Raw genomic sequence first — 16,128 nt, forward strand, 5'->3', positions numbered from 1 at the left:
CTCAGCCCTGCATCAACAGGCTGGCTTCAAGCGCCACGATGGCAACGACGCCGGCGATCTCGCTGCGCACCAGGCGGCGCCGCGCTTGCGCGTCGTCCTCGCGCGCCAGCAGTCGGCGACGCATCCAGACCCAGCCGTAGGCCGTCGCGCCGTACAGGCACAGCCGCCAGACCAGGAAGTAGCCCGCTGCTGCCGCCAGCCAACGCTCCCAGCCTGCGACGCTTCCGACGAGGTAGATGCCAACGATGTTGGCGCACACGGCGACGGCCGCGAGTACCACCGTCCACAGCAGCGCCTTTGCTGCGCGCCGGCTGAACAGCCAGCGCGGGCGCAGCCAGGCCGCACGCATCGGGCTCATGGCCGGCCTCCCGGATTGCCCTTCTGCAACTGATCGAGGCGGTCAGGCACCGGATCGCCTTCGTAGATCCCACGCGAGCCCGCCGCGCGCGTGCCGTGGCGCTGGATGATCGCCATGGGCGAATTGTTTGCCAGCTCCCGGCGCAGCTCCAGCTCGGTCTTGAGGTTGCGGATCTCGCGATCGAGCGTGTCGCTCTCGTGGTTCACAGCTTCCACGGCGAGCTGGTTGGCCGCCACGTTGGGCTCTTTCTTGCCGGTCAGCAGCGTGCGTTGCAGCAGTAGCGCTTTCTCCAGCACCGACGCCAGCGCAACCTCGGACGCCAGGCGCTGCGACAGCAGGTGCTGGTCCGGCTCGTCGCGCAGTGCCTCGATCACTCCGCGTGTGATGGGCAGCGACGCGCTGCCGGCCTCGCGCAGGTTTTCGGGCGTCGTGTTCTTCGCCTTGGAGACCAGGTCCTGGAGCGCCTGCAGCTTGGCATCGTACTCATCCTGGATCAGCGGCGTCAGCCCGACGCCGGGCACCGTCTCCGTCTTGGTGCAGGCGTCGCAGGTGCGCTGCTCCTTCTCGCCGAGCACCCGCGTCGCCCACTCGACGGCCGCTTGCGGCGTGGTCCAGGTCTGGCACGACAGGCTCGCGCAACTTGCCGGTGCGATTGCCGATGTGTCGGTCACACCGCGGCCATTGACCAGGTTGTAGCCCGCGCGGGTGACGTCGCCGACCACCTTGATCGCGGGCTGACCGGAGCCGCCGGCATTGCTTCCCCCGACCCAAGGCACGCCGTCGTTGCCACGGCGCGTCTCGGCTTGCTCGACGGCCGAGACGGCATCCGTGCTCGAAACAGCATCGCGCAGTGCCAACCCCTCTGCCATCTGGCTCCAGCCGAGCTGGCCGCCGGCCGTTTCGGCCATCTTTTCGGCCATGGCGCGGCACGTCAGCTTCGAGCGGTCGAAATCCAGCCGCGCTTGCAGAACGCCGTTGGTGAGCAGGTTGTAGAGGCCCGGATCAGCCCGTTGGATGATCAACGCCGGCAGGGAGGCCACAGCACTCGTAGCACTCTGGATCACCGAGGACATGATCTGCTGAAAGCCATTGGTCACGCCGTTGAGCTGATTTTTCAACGTGGTCTGGATGCTCATGTCACCGCAGATCAGATTGCTGTTCCAGCCGACACCCACGCCGAGCGAGCGCATGCCGGCTGCGCGACCCATCGAAACGGCGCTGCCGCCGCCGATGGAGTACATGACGTCATCGCCGATGACGTTGCCGCTGGTCTGGTAGCCCAGTTGGCCCCAGGCCACGCCGCTTGCCAGAACCAACGCGCCGGTGAGCGCCAAACAGATCCTCTTGCCACGAGCCGGAGGGGAGAACTGCATAGAGTCGAAACGCTTCATCGCGGCACCTCAAAGGAAATCAACGCTTCCAAGGAACACCTGTCCACGGCGTTCGCAGCAGGCATACGGCCGCCACAGTGCCCAGGCGTAGTCGCCTTGCTGGGCCTGGGTCAGGAAGCCGGTGCGTGGGAAAACCGTGCAAGACGAGGACAGGACGGGCGTGAGTTCCTGCCACTTGCCAGTCGAGGCATCACCCTCCATCAGCGCGCCGGCGGGCCAGTAGCCATCGCGGGCGTTGGCAAGCAGCGGCTGGTACACGTGCAACTGCCCCCGGCGAGTGACGATATCTCCCGCACGCTGGGCCACCACGGCCCCCGATTTGTGGTCGTCGGTCTGGTGCAGGAAGCCGCCGCGGGGATACACGTTGCCCCAAAGGTTCATCGTGGTGCGTGCGCCGACCTCGCGCATGCCGGGAATCAATGCCTCCGGGTAGGCCATCTCGGGCACGTTGTAGCGCCAGGCAAGCGTGTCCAAGGTGCTGAGCAGATACGGCATGAATGCCGTTCCTGCGCCCTCGCAGAAGTAGCCCGAGGACGAAACAAACTGGTTGAACACCTCGACGCCGGGATGGCCGATCACGTCGGCGTTCTTGAATTTCGCAAGATTGTTTTCGTGATCCTCGTTCGTCGTTCCATCGCCCCCCGCTTGGGCGGACGGATTGGCCGTACTCATCGCCCGGACTTCGACCCACGGGTTCTCGCCCGTGTTGCTGTAGCTGGAGACGACCGCATCGGGGATGTAGTGGCGCACCTTGACAGAGGTGCGCACCGTGCATCCTCCCCAGGTGCAGTAGAGCCAGTAGCAGATACCTACCACCCGGTACTCCAAGCAATCGGGCGAGGCCACCGAGGCAACGATGGCGGTGGTGTTCAAGGCGTAGCTACCCGTGGCGCTGAGCAGCAGCAAGGAAGCCACGCCGGCCCGCATGCGGCGCATCAGGTCGAATGGTCGCGTCATGGCTGGGTCCTCCGACGCTGCTCGATGCGCGCGACAGCGCGGGCCACATCCGGCTCGCCATAGACCACGTAGCGCTGATCCACCACGACAGCCGGGATGCTGGTGATGCCCAGGCTCCATGCGTCGGTGACGCCCTGGTATGCGGAAGCGATGCGGCGCTGTAGGTCGGCGCCGCCTTGGCTCAGCCGACGCTTGACGGTGGCCGCCGCCTGTTCGGGGGCGGCGGGCAGTTCCGCAGAAAGCTCCGCTTCAATCCGGCGGGCTTCGTCCAGCTCGATCAGCCGCTCGCCGCCCATGGTCTTGACCGGGTGGTGGCTGTCGGTGACGACCAGTACGTCGGCTGCGAAGGCGACGGGGCTGAACACGGCCAGGGACGCCGGCAGCGCCACGACGAGACCAAGGGTTCGCCAGCCCGACGCGAACGTGGAAAAGGATGCCGGCATGTCGCGTGCCCCGAAAGTTGATCAGGGCCATAGTCAAACGCGAACCCGATGCCACCCCAACAAACAATGCGCATCGCGGGCTGCCCGCATACCTGCTTGTCCCGCGCCATAAAAAAACGGAGGCCGAAGCCTCCGCGGGGATCAATGAAGCAATGCGACCGTTACAGCAGGCCTGACTCCGCAAAGGAGAACGGGGAACCTTGGCCTACGATGATGTGATCCAGTACCCGTACATCGATGAGCGCCAGCGCGGCCTGCAGTTGCTGGGTCAGCACACGATCCGCGCTCGACGGCTCGGAGATGCCCGAGGGGTGCTGGTGCGCGAAGACCACCGCGGCGGCGTTCAACTCCAGCACACGCTGTACGACGACACGTGGATAAACAGAAGTCGAGTTGATCGTGCCCCTGAACAATGGCTCGTAGGCCAGCACCTGGTGCATGCTGTCCAGGAACACAGCGGCGAATATCTCGTTGGGTTCAGCGACCAGTTTCACGCGCAGATAGTCCCGCACAGCGGCCGGTCGGCTGAGGCACGGTCCAGCTTTGAAAACCCGCCTCTCCAGCAGCACGATGGCTTGCTGGATGATCCAGTCCTCGTGTTGGGCAGCGGTGACGGAAAGCGACTCCGGGCAGGAGTCGTTGACGACAAAAGACATGGCGAACCTCCAGACGGTGAGATCGGAGGGCGCGCGCCCTAGGAGGGCCAGCCCTCCTAGGGAACGAACAAGGTGCATCCATCACCGCGGCAGCGGCGATCGTTCGCGACCAGGATGCGAGGCGAACGGGTTGCGGTCAGCGCAGCGGACTGCGCCGTAGCCTTGAAGACCGGGGCTACCTGGGCATGTCGCCGACGACGTCGGCAGGCATTTCGGATGTGGGTGTGCCGGTCGGACCGTCAGCCGTCAGCATGTCCATGGCAGACAACAAGGCGTCGCCCTCGATTGGTCCCTGCAGCAGGATGGCCTGGCCCGTCTCGCGATCAAGCAGACGCAGTGACGGTGTGGCGGTAACGCCGCTCTTGGTGGCTTCCGCGGCCTGGGCGCGGATAGCGGCACTGGACCTTTCGCTTGACATGCACTGCTCGATGGCTGGCGTCGATTCGGGGTAGCGCAAGCCATCCGGCAAGCCCAGGCCGTCGCTGCGCGTGTGGGCATAGACCCATTCGACCGCCTGCCAGAACGCGGCATGCCCGCCAGCTTCGGCTGCGCATTCGGCCAGACGTGCCTCGGCCGACGCGGCCGGCTCGTGCGCGGCTAGCGGCTGGTGGTGCCATTGCAGCGCCACGTCGGCGTTGGTGCCCACCCACCGTTTGAGCTGCGGAAAATATTCCCGGCAGAACGGGCACTCCAGGTCGGCATAGAGCGTCAGCGTGAAACGGCCTTTGGGGTTGCCCATTAGCCAGGGCGGCCCGGCCACCGGTGCCATGCTGACCGGCGTGGGCGGCTGCGGCGGGGATTCGCCGGGCGACCTCGGCACAAGCCAGATCAGCAGCAGCGCGACCAGCACAGCAACCAATGCCCAGGGCCAGCGGGGCCGCCCGTTGCGGCGGCGGAACGCCTGGACCTGCATCGGAATGGAAGGACGTTTCTGTTCCATGGCGTTCTCCGTCTTACGACAGTTCCAAGGCCGGCGACTCGATGCCGCGCGCCTGGTCGATCTTCTCGGCCACCTTGAAGGCCGCTTCCAGTTCGGTGCAGCCGTAGTGCTGCATGAGCTGGTAGCGCTCGGCCTTCTCTTCGGGTTCGGTCTGCGCCAACGCCAAGTACAGGCTGGGCGGCACGGCACGGAACAGCACTTCCATGCTCTTGGAAAGGATGACGCCCTCGGTGAACTTGCCCGCTTCTTTGCGCGCCGAGAGCATCAGCGCTTTCTGCGCGGGCGAGAGTTCGCGGAAGCGTGCAATCTTCTCGACCTCATCGGGCGGCATCGACAGGCAGATCCACCACTCAATCATGTTGAGCATGGGCTCCGCGGCACGCGGCAGATCGTCGATATTTTGTGTAGCCAGCCAGAACCAGGCCCCTAGCTTGCGCCACATTTTTGTAATTTTTACAACGTAGGGCGCGAGCAGCGGGTTCTTCGTGATGATGTGGCCTTCGTCGGTCACATTGATGATCGGACGGCCCAGGTACTGGTCGCGCTCGGCGATGTTGTTCACCGTGCTGATCAGGCTGATGTAGGCGATGGAGAGCTGCGCGTTGTAGCCCTCCCGGGCATAGGTCGCGAGATCCACCAGCGTGATGTCGGCCTCGGGCCACGGCGTGCCATCGCGATCGAACATCTCGCCGTCCGTGCCTTGGCAGAACATGTCCATCGCGTCCGCCATCTCCAGCAGCCGCACGCGCCGCATCTCGGGCAGCGTCGGGTCCTGGCCGCGCGTGCGCAGCGCGTTGCGCACGTCGCGCGTGAGCACCGTGCGTTTCTCGGCCACGCAGTGTTCGGCGGCATCGAGGATGCACTGGCGGATCAGCGAGCGATCGGCCCGCGTCATCCGGGCTTCTTCCTTGTCCTCGCCGCCTGTGATCATCAGCCGTGCCGTGATCTCCAGTTCACCCAGCACGTCGCGCTGCTCGTCCTCCTCCATGACCGAGGAATCGGCTGGCAATTCTTCATCCAGTGCATCGGCATCAAGCGTCTGCACGTTGCTGGGCGTTTCGATCAGCCGGCGAGCGTCGGCGAACGGCGCCAGGCTGATGCCTGAGCCAGGAGCCAGCTTGACCCGGTTTACGGTCAGACCCAGGCGCTTGGCGAAGTCGCTGAACAAGCCGAAGCTGTTGCCGGCTTCCACGATGAACAGCCGCGGCCGGTAGATGGCCGTGACCTGATTCAAGAGGTTGTTGAGCGTTGCGCTCTTGCCCGAGCCGGTGGGGCCGAATAGGAACAGATGGGCGTTCATCTGCCTGTCCAAGCGGTTCAGCGGATCAAACGTGATCGGCCCGCCACCGCGGTTGAAGAACGTGTTGCCCGGATGGCCCGTACCCTGGCTGCGTCCCCACGCCGGCGAGAGATTCGCCACATGCTGGGCGAACATCAGTTGGGTGAACCAGTTCCGCCGATCCTGCGCAGGGTTGTAGCAGCACGGTAGCCAGCGCAGGTAGCTGTTGAGCGGCGCAACTTCATCGTCCTCGCGCACGGGCTGCAACCCCGCGTTGAGCATCACGTTGGCGAGGTCCAGGCCGCGCCTGTCAAGCTCGGCTTCGTCGCGCCCGCGCAGATAGAAGGCCAGCGTGCCGCGGTAGAGCTTGTGCGCGCTGCCGATGAGCGAGCGCGCCTCCTGCACATCCTTGAGCGTCTGCTCCGATGCCAGTGTTTCGCCGACAGCCTTCTTCGCCAGGTGATTCAGGTGCGATTCGAGGATGTCCTGGGGCGTCGCCACCATGGTCAGACACATCGTGGTGTCTTCGGGCATCTGATCGAAAAGCGTGTTGATCGCATCGCCCTTGCGGGTTTCGCCAGTCAGGTGTCCCGTACCGGGCGGCATGCGTAGTCGGTCGGTGACCAGCACACGGTGCGGCATGCCGTCGAAGTACCAGGTACCGTGCCCGGCATCGGAGCGAGGCTGACCGAAGAACAGCCGTTGGCTGAAATCCCGACCACTCGCCAGCTCGATCTCGCCTTCCTCCACCTCGTCGGGATAGCGGGCCAGCGCATAGAAGCGCTCTCGATTCTCAGCGCTTGGCCCGAGCATCGTTGGGCGTGGGTTGAACCACCGCAGCAACCAGTCGTGAACATCGGCCGCGACCATGCGCCGGGCCTGGATGCCGGCGTTCGCCAGGCCGCCGCAAAGGCGATCGCAGACGATGTTCAGCATTTGCTCGGGTGTCTGGCCACGGCGGTTCGCCTGGCCGGTGGCCCGGCGATAGACCACCATGCGCACGCGCCGCGTCTGGCCGCGCCAGCGCAACCGCGTGACCACCGTGTCCTCGAACAGGCCGCCGGGCTTGGCCACCGCGCGCAGGTGGTGGCCGAAGAAGCGAAGATAGAACTCGGTGAAGGCTGTGCCGCGAGCGCGCGGCTGCACGTAGTTGCGCAGGGTCTGCATGTACTGGTCGAAGCTGGGTTCGTCCTGGGCGTAGAGCTGGAGCACCCAGGGGTTCTCGTCCAGCTCATCGAACGAATCCTGGAGCGCGTTTTCGAGCGCATCGCGGGCATGCGCGAGCCAGCCAGGCTCCCGACCTTCGGTGCCCAGCGGGACCAGCTCGTAGAAGGCTGCGACCGATTGCCCGTCCTCCAGCAGCATGGACTTCGACGGCGGCAGGAACTCCACCCACGGCAGCAGCTCCGCGAACGACTGCGCGACGTCGTACAGCGCCTGCTCGTCCGCCACGGTCGCCGGCTTGCGGCCCTGGATCGTCGCTCCGGGTTCGGCGATGCCGGCTTGGCGCAACGCCTCGACGTGGCGCTGCCAGCCGTCCGGCTGCTCGTCATTGCCACCATCGGATGCAGCCAGCTTCGGCCAAGGGAGTTTCCAGCGCATCAGTAGTCCTCCACGCGCTCGCCCGGCATGGCGTACTGCACGCGCTGGTACAGGGGGAAGACTGTCGTGTAGCCCGGAACAGGCACGGGGTCGGTACCCGCCAGGTGCGGGTACACATACATGACAAGATCGGGGTTCGGGAGGCGGTGGAACTGGCGATAGACCTCGTTTCGCGCCGTGCGCGTGTAGCGCATCTGTTCGGCGGGCGCGGCCTCCACGTCGGCCTCGGTCAGCGGCCGGCGCAGGCTCTGGCGTGCATCGAGCAATTGCCTGCGCGCCACCTGGCCGGCGCCACCGCTGCCGTCGCCGGCGTTCTGCTGCCAGATGTCCATCATCGTGCTGTCGCCGTGCGGGAGCAGCTTTTCCTTGCTGGTGGCACAGCCGCCGAGCACCGCGACGGCGAGGGCCAGCGCCAGGCCCTTATTCAAGTTCGAGAGCATGGCTTTCTCCTGCGCGGTGATCGACCTTGCGGCCTTCGGGATCGAAGTCGATGGCAAGCGGCTTTTCGAGGTGGACGGCGACCTTCGCGCCGGGCTGGACATAGACGGCGGCGAAGGCCTGGCCGTATAGCTTGTTCACCCAGTCGGCCATGTCGCGCACGCCACCGGCCAGGATGCGGCCCACGGCTTCATTGCCCGAGATGCCGACGCTCCCGATGGAGCCGTCGGCGCCGACGTAGGACATCTGGCCGCTGTCGCTGTCGATCAGCGAAGCGACGCCGGCACCGGCGGCGGTAATCAGGGCTTGCGAGCCGAGGTACTGCTGGGCGTTGCTGCGCCGCTCCCCGCTGACGCAGGGAATGCCGTATGGGTCGCTGATCCAGCCCAGGCCGTCTCGCTGCTGGTTGTTCTGCTGGTTGCCGTCGCGGTCTTCGGGGATGGTGCGGATCGTGCCGTCGTGGAAGACGAAGGTGATGCTGCGCACCTGGCCGCGCACGCACGAGAGCGTCCAATCTCCCGATGCGGTGCCGCTGAACACGGCACCGGCCACGTCGGGAATGTCGATGCCATTGGCGGTCAGGTTGTCCGGTCCGACCAACACCTTGAAGGGGTATGGATCGTTAACGGTTCCGTCGATCGGCACGCGGCCGATCAGCGCCGTCATCGCCACCGACCCCATCAGCGTCGAATTGGTCGGTACGGTATAGACCGCCTTGGCGCTCTTGACGCCTGCTGCGCGTGCGCCCGCGTTCGCCACGGTTTCCGCCGTGGTTTCCAACGTGCTCTGCGCGGGGCCGAAGCTCGTCGGGAAGCTCATGCCGCTACCCGTGCCACGACTGCTGTTCCGCCCCTCGGCCTTCCTCGCATCGTCGGGTTCGACCCATCGCACGCCGCCTTCCATGCCGGCCTCGTCGCCGTCGCGCAGCCCCAGACCCACCGGCAGGTCGGCATGGCCGCCGCCACGTCCGCCGATACTGTCCAGACGCCGCTGCAGGTCGGCAAGCAACCCTTCGGTCTGCTGGCGCGCGCTGGCTGCCTGCTCTTGGTCGCGACGCAGGTTGGTACGCTCGGAGTCGAGGGCCGAATTGATGCGCTGATCAATGGAGTTCTCGCGCTGGCGCAGTCGCTGGTTTTCTTCGCGCTGGGATTTGTTGTCCGAGAGCGCGGTCTGAAGCTCGGTGCGCAACTGCTTCACTTGGGCAACGAGCGTCGCCACGGTGTCGCGCGGGGTATCGCCCTCGATGCCCAACGCCTTCATTTCCGCTGGCGTGAGCTTGGCACCGGCATCCGCGGCCGGTGGCGCCGAACTGCTGCCACCCGAGAACAGCCGGATGGCAACGAACAGCACCAGCAAGGCAACCGGGACCATCAGCCACTTCAGGAGTCCATTACTGCGCATGGCGGGCCTCCTTGCGGTCTTCCGGTTGCGGGAGATGCACGGCCGGGTCGAAGCGGTTGATCGCCGGTAGCAGCGATTGCGCCAGGCCGCGCCCGCGCGTCACCAGGTACAGGACGGTCGTGTCCTCGGGCGTGCCACGCGGGCCAAGTGCCTCGTGTTGGAAGGTGGCGGTGAGGAAATCGCCTTGCAGGATGCGCGGATCGAGAGTGATCCAGCCGCTGCTGTTGTTGGTCAGTCGCACGGCAGTGACCCACTGGTCTTCCAGACGCCACGACGCGAGCGCGACCGCGCGCACGGGCAGCGTCGGCATCAGCGTGCCGAGGTCGAGGTCACGACGCAGGTTCACCCGCATGACGCCGGGCAACGGCTCCACAGTGCGCAGCGGAGCGTAGAGGTTCTGCGCGGCGAAGCGCGTCAGGACAACCGGCACCGGGGTCTCGCGTCGCGCCGCCCGCGCACCTGCCTGGTCCTGGGCGCGCGCCGGAGCTTCGTTGTCATCGCCGGGCTGATCGCCATAGCGCGCCGGGGTGCTGTTGCCCTCGACGATGCGCACTGGTTCCAGCTCGGCTTCGCCGTCCTTGGCTGGCTCCGCCGCAATGTCCAGCAGGATCAGCGCGCCCGTGTCGGCGTCCTGCAATTGCAGCCGCGTGGGCTCGATCGGCTCGCTGGCGCGCAGGTACACCGCGCCGCCCGCGCTCTGCACCCGTAGGCGCTCGCCGACGCCCGAGGGTACGCCCACGCGGACGTTGCGGTCGATGAACACGATACGCTCCTGGCCGACCTTCAGCGGCACCGCCAACGGCATACGTTCCCAGCGCAGGATCTCCACCGCCTGGACAGCAGGAGCCGCGGCCACGGCCAACAGCCCCAGCAGCGTGAGTACAGGATGCTTCATGGGGTTTCTCCTTGGGGCGCTTGCGGAGACAGGCCACCAGACGCCGGGCGCGTCGGCTCCGGCGTGCTGATGCGCTGGGGCGCGCCCTCATAGCAGTCGAGCGCCAGGCCGAACGGGTTGCGGGCAGGATCGACGTCCACCCGCGTGACCTTCACGGGATAGCGCACCAGAGCGCGCTTGACTTGCTCGGCGCCGTAGTACTCGTCGGCGGTGATGTCCAGCGTCACTACCCAGTCGCGGTCGGAAACCACGCGCACGCGGGCCGTGGGGTCGTCGCCGTAGCCGCGGCCGGGGATTTCGTAGATGCCGCGCACGCGCTGGCGCAACTCGCCCGTGCTGCGGCGGTAGTCGTAGTCCGCGCGCAGGAAGGCCTGGCAGGATGGGGTGAGGTACGGCGAGAGCGTGTGGAGGTTGCGCGCGTAGTCCTCTTCGCCATTCGTCGGCCAGCGGTTGAGCGTCTGGAACACGTAGAACGTGAACGCATAGACCGATTCGGGCGGCACTTCCCACCACTTCCTGGTACTGCCGGAGCGCAGGTCAGGCGGAACGTGGATGGTCAGATCGCGGGGAGCGCTCCACCAGCCGCCACCCATGACCAGGGCGACGATGATCAGGGCGCCAGCACCCAGGCGAAGCGTCTTGATGTGCGCCTGCAGGTGGGTGATCTCGTTCTTGAAGCGGCTCATCGTGCGCTCCTTCGGGTGGTCCAGAAGCCGGAGCGCGAGATCAGCACATGGCCGCCTACCCAGCCCGCCATCAGCGGATGGCGTGTGGCAATGCGCCATTGCAGTTGCCGATACAGCCAGGTGTCGGGACGCCCGCGCTTGAGGCGGCGAAGAATGCCGCCGCCGATGAACACGCCGAAGGCCACGCCCAGGACGACGAACGTGGGTGCTAGCGCGATCGTGCGGAACACCCACGACAGCGGTGCGCCGACCAGCAGACCGGCGGCGCCGGACAGGCCGCAGCAGATCCACAACTCGTCGGCGGTGAGACCGCGCACCACAACGGGATGTCGATTGAGCCGGTGCGGAAGGAACGTGACCGTCCCGTCCGCACGGACGTGCTGCTGCTCGGACATACCGGCCTCGCTTACAGGATGCCGGTGGCTTCGGTGAGCAGCCAGATGCCGATCACGAGCAAGACGGCGCCGATGGCGACCGTGAGGCCGAACTGGCCCCACGTCTTGCGGCCTGTGTGGATTTCCGCGTAGGTCCCGTAGGCGTGGTAGCACACGCCGATGAACATGGACGCCACCACCAGCAGAGCCACGAGCATGATGATGTCGTAGCCGTAGTTGCGGATCGTTTCCATGATGCCGTTGCCTGTGCCGCGGGTCGGGTTCTCCAACTGCGGCAGACCCTGCGCGAACGACAGGGCGGGCAGCGCTGCGGTGCCCAGGGCCACGGTGGCGCGCTGGGCAAGACGGGAAGTGAGGATGCAGTTTTGCATGGTCATGCCTTTCAGGTCAGGAGAGGAGGAAGAAAGTCAGGACGAGGTACATCGCGACGAATCGGATGCAGACGCCGAGGAACTGGCGCTGGTTGAGGCGGCTTTCGGACCACCCCACGTAGGCCGTTCGCATGGCCCAGACGCCCCAGACGAGCAGGACCGCGAACACGACGCCGACCAGGACGGTCGCCATCGCTGAAGGCGCGATGCCGCTGTTGGCTTGAAATGCCGAGACCTGGGCGCCGTTCATGGCTTGCCCTCCGTGGTCGTCGGCGGTGATGGCGGGACGACCCGCTCCGTGCGGTAGTCGCCGATCAGTTCGGAGGCGTCGCGCGGCTGGGCGCGCGACGGTGTGAGATGGGCCTGGATGCCGGCGCGCACGCGCGCCAGGTCAGCCAGCAGCCTCGGGTAATCGAAGTGGTAGCGCTCGCCCGGCTGGATGGGGGCATGCGTAGCGCTGTCGGCGACGGTGCGCTCCAGCGCGTCGAGCTGGCGCAGCGCTGCGACCAACTCCTGACGCTGCGCCGGGGACTCGGCCAACGCCATCGAGGACTGACCCAGTACAAGGGCCGTCACGAGAAAAGTGGGCACGCCGCGATGCGCGGCGCGCAGCCAGATCGGAGCCAACATCGCGCCATTCCTGTGTGATCAGCAATGGCTAGATCGTGGAGATCGGGGCTGTTTCAGGCCGCAAACAATAGGAACCTGCAGATGACCGGATTGATCTGCTAGAGGTACTTCTTGAAGCTGCCCGCAGTCAGGCTCACGGCCAGTCCCAGCAAGGCGGCGCTCGGCAACAGGATCAGCAATGGATGCACCGAGATCGGCAGCGCCAGGTACGTGATCCACGGCAGCACGGCCAGCGGCATGAGGCTGGCTTTTGCACGGTGGTAGATGAACCCGGATTCGCGGCCCGCGCCGAACCTGCGCACGTCGCGTCGCACCAGACCGTCAATCAGACCGACGAAGGCGGCCGTGAAGATCAGTGGCAGCGTGAGCACCAGGACCAGCAGGCGCACTAGGAAGGTCAGCGTCGTGAAGGCTGCGGCGATGAGGTAGCTCTCGGCCCAGACATAGACTTGGCTGATGTAGTAGCGGAAGTTGCGCGCCTGCTCGTGGCTGGGCGCGCGGACGCGCTCGGCGGTCTGGCTCATGCGCGCCAGCAGCCCCGAGCGAACGAACACCCATTCGTAGCCTGTATCCACCAACTCGTGCGCCGTGCGCCCTGGCTCCTGCACGACCACGCTGCGCGTGAAGTGGCTGGACAGGTGCCCAAGCTCGTACTGCAACATCTGCTGGGAATGGCGCCAGCCCTGATCCTTCCAGAACAGGTGCATGCCGACGCACTCCACCACGATCGAGAACAGCAGCGAGCCAATCAATACCCCGAGCAGGCGAAATGGCAAGGTGATGGTGCCGACGATCAGACCCTGGCGCTGGTTCTGCTCCCGCTGCGCGGTCGAGGCGGCGTCCTTCATGGCGCGGCCTCGTCGGTACTGTGGTCGGTGTCGGTGGCCACCGCAGCAGGCTCGGCTGGAGCAGCATCGTCCAGCAGGTCATCGGGCAAGGCCGCATCCTGCAAGGCAGGGGAGCTGGTGAAATCCCACCACTGCGTGGCCTCGCTGTAGCTCTGGCGCATGTATCCGGCCAGTTGCTGCAGATCCGCCGGCATCACTTCATCCGGGTCTGGTGTCGGCAGCGGCATGCGAACCTTCCAAAGCTGGCCGCCTTGCAGCAGCGCGAAGCACTGGCCTTTTGGCAGGCCGACTACGTGCGATGGCTCGATCATCGGCACGCTGGACATGCTGATGCGGTCCTGGGTGTTCGACGTGAAATCCGTCGCGCCACGGATGTCCGAGCTATCGGTCGCCCCGGAGACGATGGTGGTGGTATAGACCTCGACCTTCGGCAACTGCCGCGTCAGCAGTTCGGCGGTGGCCGTCTCGCGCACGCGCAGCATGAACAGGTTGTTGAAGTTGCCGATCACCTGGCCAGCTTTCGCGCGGTTGCCGATGCGGGCCTCGATATCCGAGAGGGTCTGTGTGTACGCCGTGACCTGTAGCCCGGCACCGCCGCCCTTGTTGATCAGGGGCACGAATTCGTCACCCATGAGTTCATTGAATTCGTCCGCATGGACATTGATCGGCACGCGCGTGCCAGCGGATGCGCCCGGCAGGCCATCGTCGATCCCGTGCTTGTAGATATGGCCCGCGACCGAAACCAGGTCGGAGAACATGGAGTTGCCGACCGCTGCGGCAACCTCGGCGTCGGACAGCGCGTCCAGTCCCACATAGACGATGGCGCGCTTCCTGATGACTTGCATCCAATCGAAGATCGGGCGCGGGTCGGTCAGGTCGGAGTAATTCGGGGCCAGGAGCTGGGCGATCTTGCCGCTGGTGAGCTTTTCCAGCAGCGGCAGCAACGATGCGACGATCTTGTCGAAGTAGGTCTTGTCGTACCGAACTGCCGAGCGCAAGCCGTCGAGCACCGGGTCGTAGTTGCGCGCCTGGGAAAGGTACTGCTCCAGCGCGACCACGCGCTTCTCGCGCCCGATCATGTTGCGCGGGATGTTCTTCTCGTTGAGCTTGGCCTCGATCTGGACGATCACCTCCCAGGCCTTGGGCTCGGTCTTGGCGAAGTAGTGCTGGGCGTACTCGATAAACAGTGCGTCGATGTTGATGACGTGCCGCTGGATCAGCATGTAGTCCGGGCGCTGCCCCAGTTCCACCAAAGCGCGGGCAATGATGTTGACGAAGCGCCACGCGAACTCCCGGAAGGCCGCGCTGTTGCCTTCACCGGAGAGTTGCCCTGCGATACGGGTGGCGACTTCCGAGATGCGACCGAAGCGTCCTACCGCGTTGTAGCGGGCGCTGATTTCCGGCCAACCGAGGTGGAAGATGTAGAACTCGCCTTCACGGCCTGCGCGCTGGGCTTCGACGTACATCCGCTTCAGGAGATCCGCGTCGCCCTTGGGATCGATAACGATCACGACCTCGTGCTCGCCGGCAGCGTTCTTGCGACGGATGTCCTGAGTCACAAACAGCTCGGCCAGCCGCGTCTTGCCCACGCGCGTCGTGCCCAGCACCAGCGAATGTCCGACGCGCTCACCCAGCGGCAGGCTGACGTCCACCTCGTCGGGTTCGATGCCATGCAGCCGCGGCAGGCCACCTACAGGTGGCAGCGGGCGCACAGGGTTGAACGGAACGTCCCAGCCCGTGAGAGCGGAGAGCCGGGACAGCGGGAACGGCGCAAACTCCAGCCGTTCCTCCAGCCGACGCGCCAGGCGATAGGCCGGTGTCGGCTCCGCGTAGCGGCGAAACTCCGGCCGGTATGTCTGCATGAGCCTATGGGTGTGCTTCTGCTCCCACAGGAATCCGCGCCCGATGAAAAGCCGCTGCTGGCTGACGGGCACATCCTTGCTCGTCATCACGTAACGCGGCAGGCGGCGGATGTTGCGCCTATAACGCAGGATGACGCGAGCGTCGCGGTAGCGGATCGCGCCGTAGGCGCCGAACGCCAGGGCGCTGCCGACGCCCATGGCCGGACTCAGCGCGAGCGACCACGGGGCCACCAGGGACAGAAACGCGGCGCCTGCACACGCTGCGACGGTGTATAGCTCCACCGCTGGGCGTAGCAGAACCTCGACCGGCTGTTTCCCCGACATGGCTTCATTGCTCGATGCCGGTGGCCGTGATCAGCGCCGGGTAATGCCGCAGGCCTAGGCGATCGGCCAGGTCGTCTCCGGCTACGGGCGCGAGCGGCACGCCCGGCACCAGGGCACGCAGCCCTGCCAGGCCCTGCGCGGTCTCGACATTGACCACTAGGCCGACCGCGCCGCGTTCGCGCAAAGCAACGCCGCGGCGCTGCAACCAGGCCCGGGAGGCGTCGTCGTCGCCGATGACCACGAACGGCCGCAGGCCGGGCGCTTCGATCACGCGCCGAGCGACGGTGCCAGGCGTGAGTTTGGTGCTGCGCACCGGCAGCATCGCTGCCTCGTCCGCGGGTGTGGCGGGAACCTGTGGCGTCGGAATGGGCGGCCGGGCCGGGACATCGGCGCGCGGCTGGAGGTTGAGGGCCTCGTAGTACGGCAGCGCCGACGTGCCACCGCGATCTTCGACCACGATCAGCGGATCGCCGGCACGCGATGCCAGCGGCAGACCCGCCAGCAGCACAAGCAGGCCCCGCAGGGCCAGATGGGATTTCGTCATGGGGAAGTCTCCTGGCGCGTGGCGAGCACCGCGGCGTTTGGGCGTGCGCCCTGCACACGCGCGAGATGGCGCGACACGCTGCGCCGGTAGCGGGCGGCGGGCTCGCCG

At 66.1% G+C, this 16,128-nt stretch carries 18 protein-coding genes and 1 pseudogene; all 19 read right to left on the reverse strand.

Annotated features, from left to right (window positions below; genetic code table 11):
* Nucleotide 1: 1 nt before the first annotated feature.
* A complete protein-coding gene (locus ACNAZS_RS11395; protein WP_009459645.1) occupies nucleotides 2–358 on the reverse strand; it encodes a hypothetical protein in 357 nt (118 codons plus the stop codon).
* Nucleotides 355–1,749 carry an integrating conjugative element protein gene (locus ACNAZS_RS11400; protein WP_009459646.1) on the reverse strand — a complete coding sequence of 465 codons (1,395 nt, stop codon included), beginning with the start codon at nucleotides 1,747–1,749 and terminating at the stop codon, nucleotides 355–357. Before ACNAZS_RS11400 ends, ACNAZS_RS11395 begins: the two co-directional genes overlap by 4 nt.
* 9 nt (nucleotides 1,750–1,758) lie before the next feature.
* The gene (locus tag ACNAZS_RS11405; RefSeq protein WP_019726343.1) at nucleotides 1,759–2,706 is read right to left on the reverse strand and encodes a TIGR03756 family integrating conjugative element protein; all 948 of its coding nucleotides are present in this window, start codon (nucleotides 2,704–2,706) and stop codon (nucleotides 1,759–1,761) included.
* A complete protein-coding gene (locus ACNAZS_RS11410) occupies nucleotides 2,703–3,149 on the reverse strand; it encodes a TIGR03757 family integrating conjugative element protein (RefSeq protein ID WP_009459649.1) in 447 nt (148 codons plus the stop codon). The genes ACNAZS_RS11405 and ACNAZS_RS11410 overlap by 4 nt, the downstream gene beginning before the upstream one ends.
* A 161-nt stretch (nucleotides 3,150–3,310) precedes the next feature.
* Nucleotides 3,311–3,805, reverse strand: a complete 495-nt coding sequence (gene radC, locus ACNAZS_RS11415; RefSeq protein ID WP_009459650.1) for a RadC family protein — start codon at nucleotides 3,803–3,805, stop codon at nucleotides 3,311–3,313.
* A 175-nt stretch (nucleotides 3,806–3,980) separates the two neighbouring features.
* The gene (locus ACNAZS_RS11420) at nucleotides 3,981–4,745 is read right to left on the reverse strand and encodes a DsbA family protein (protein WP_009459652.1); all 765 of its coding nucleotides are present in this window, start codon (nucleotides 4,743–4,745) and stop codon (nucleotides 3,981–3,983) included.
* A gap of 13 nt (nucleotides 4,746–4,758) precedes the next feature.
* Entirely contained in the window at nucleotides 4,759–7,626 is a 2,868-nt protein-coding gene (locus ACNAZS_RS11425; protein ID WP_019726341.1) for a conjugative transfer ATPase, read from the reverse strand.
* On the reverse strand, nucleotides 7,626–8,066 hold the full coding sequence (locus ACNAZS_RS11430) for a TIGR03751 family conjugal transfer lipoprotein (protein WP_009459662.1): 441 nt from the start codon (nucleotides 8,064–8,066) through the stop codon (nucleotides 7,626–7,628). The genes ACNAZS_RS11425 and ACNAZS_RS11430 overlap by 1 nt, the downstream gene beginning before the upstream one ends.
* On the reverse strand, nucleotides 8,047–9,465 hold the full coding sequence (locus tag ACNAZS_RS11435) for a TIGR03752 family integrating conjugative element protein (protein ID WP_009459664.1): 1,419 nt from the start codon (nucleotides 9,463–9,465) through the stop codon (nucleotides 8,047–8,049). The genes ACNAZS_RS11430 and ACNAZS_RS11435 overlap by 20 nt, the downstream gene beginning before the upstream one ends.
* Nucleotides 9,455–10,360, reverse strand: coding sequence for a TIGR03749 family integrating conjugative element protein (locus tag ACNAZS_RS11440; RefSeq protein WP_009459665.1), 906 nt, complete (start codon nucleotides 10,358–10,360; stop codon nucleotides 9,455–9,457). The genes ACNAZS_RS11435 and ACNAZS_RS11440 overlap by 11 nt, the downstream gene beginning before the upstream one ends.
* On the reverse strand, nucleotides 10,357–11,046 hold the full coding sequence (locus tag ACNAZS_RS11445; protein ID WP_009459666.1) for a PFL_4703 family integrating conjugative element protein: 690 nt from the start codon (nucleotides 11,044–11,046) through the stop codon (nucleotides 10,357–10,359). Before ACNAZS_RS11445 ends, ACNAZS_RS11440 begins: the two co-directional genes overlap by 4 nt.
* A complete protein-coding gene (locus ACNAZS_RS11450; RefSeq protein ID WP_009459668.1) occupies nucleotides 11,043–11,441 on the reverse strand; it encodes a TIGR03750 family conjugal transfer protein in 399 nt (132 codons plus the stop codon). The genes ACNAZS_RS11445 and ACNAZS_RS11450 overlap by 4 nt, the downstream gene beginning before the upstream one ends.
* Nucleotides 11,442–11,452: 11 nt before the next feature.
* Nucleotides 11,453–11,812 carry a TIGR03745 family integrating conjugative element membrane protein gene (locus ACNAZS_RS11455; protein ID WP_009459670.1) on the reverse strand — a complete coding sequence of 120 codons (360 nt, stop codon included), beginning with the start codon at nucleotides 11,810–11,812 and terminating at the stop codon, nucleotides 11,453–11,455.
* Nucleotides 11,813–11,828: 16 nt separating this feature from the next.
* Nucleotides 11,829–12,062: a TIGR03758 family integrating conjugative element protein gene (locus ACNAZS_RS11460; RefSeq protein ID WP_009459672.1), complete on the reverse strand. Its 234-nt coding sequence runs from the start codon at nucleotides 12,060–12,062 to the stop codon at nucleotides 11,829–11,831.
* Complete coding sequence (locus ACNAZS_RS11465; protein ID WP_009459674.1) at nucleotides 12,059–12,442, reverse strand: integrative conjugative element protein, RAQPRD family; 384 nt, start codon at nucleotides 12,440–12,442, stop codon at nucleotides 12,059–12,061. The genes ACNAZS_RS11460 and ACNAZS_RS11465 overlap by 4 nt, the downstream gene beginning before the upstream one ends.
* Before the next feature lie 98 nt (nucleotides 12,443–12,540).
* A complete protein-coding gene (locus tag ACNAZS_RS11470; RefSeq protein ID WP_009459676.1) occupies nucleotides 12,541–13,290 on the reverse strand; it encodes a TIGR03747 family integrating conjugative element membrane protein in 750 nt (249 codons plus the stop codon).
* Complete coding sequence (gene traD, locus ACNAZS_RS11475; protein ID WP_009459677.1) at nucleotides 13,287–15,476, reverse strand: type IV conjugative transfer system coupling protein TraD; 2,190 nt, start codon at nucleotides 15,474–15,476, stop codon at nucleotides 13,287–13,289. Before traD ends, ACNAZS_RS11470 begins: the two co-directional genes overlap by 4 nt.
* Before the next feature lie 4 nt (nucleotides 15,477–15,480).
* Nucleotides 15,481–16,020 (reverse strand): integrating conjugative element protein, encoded by a 540-nt coding sequence (locus ACNAZS_RS11480; RefSeq protein ID WP_009459678.1) that lies wholly within the window; start codon nucleotides 16,018–16,020, stop codon nucleotides 15,481–15,483.
* Nucleotides 16,017–16,128 (reverse strand): annotated as a pseudogene (locus tag ACNAZS_RS11485) (lytic transglycosylase domain-containing protein); the annotation flags it as partial. The gene ACNAZS_RS11480 and the pseudogene ACNAZS_RS11485, both read right to left, overlap by 4 nt.

The sequence above is a fragment of the Bordetella tumulicola genome (assembly GCF_965138755.1).
In the GTDB taxonomy this organism is placed as follows: Bacteria; Pseudomonadota; Gammaproteobacteria; order Burkholderiales; family Burkholderiaceae_B; genus Bordetella_A; species Bordetella_A tumulicola.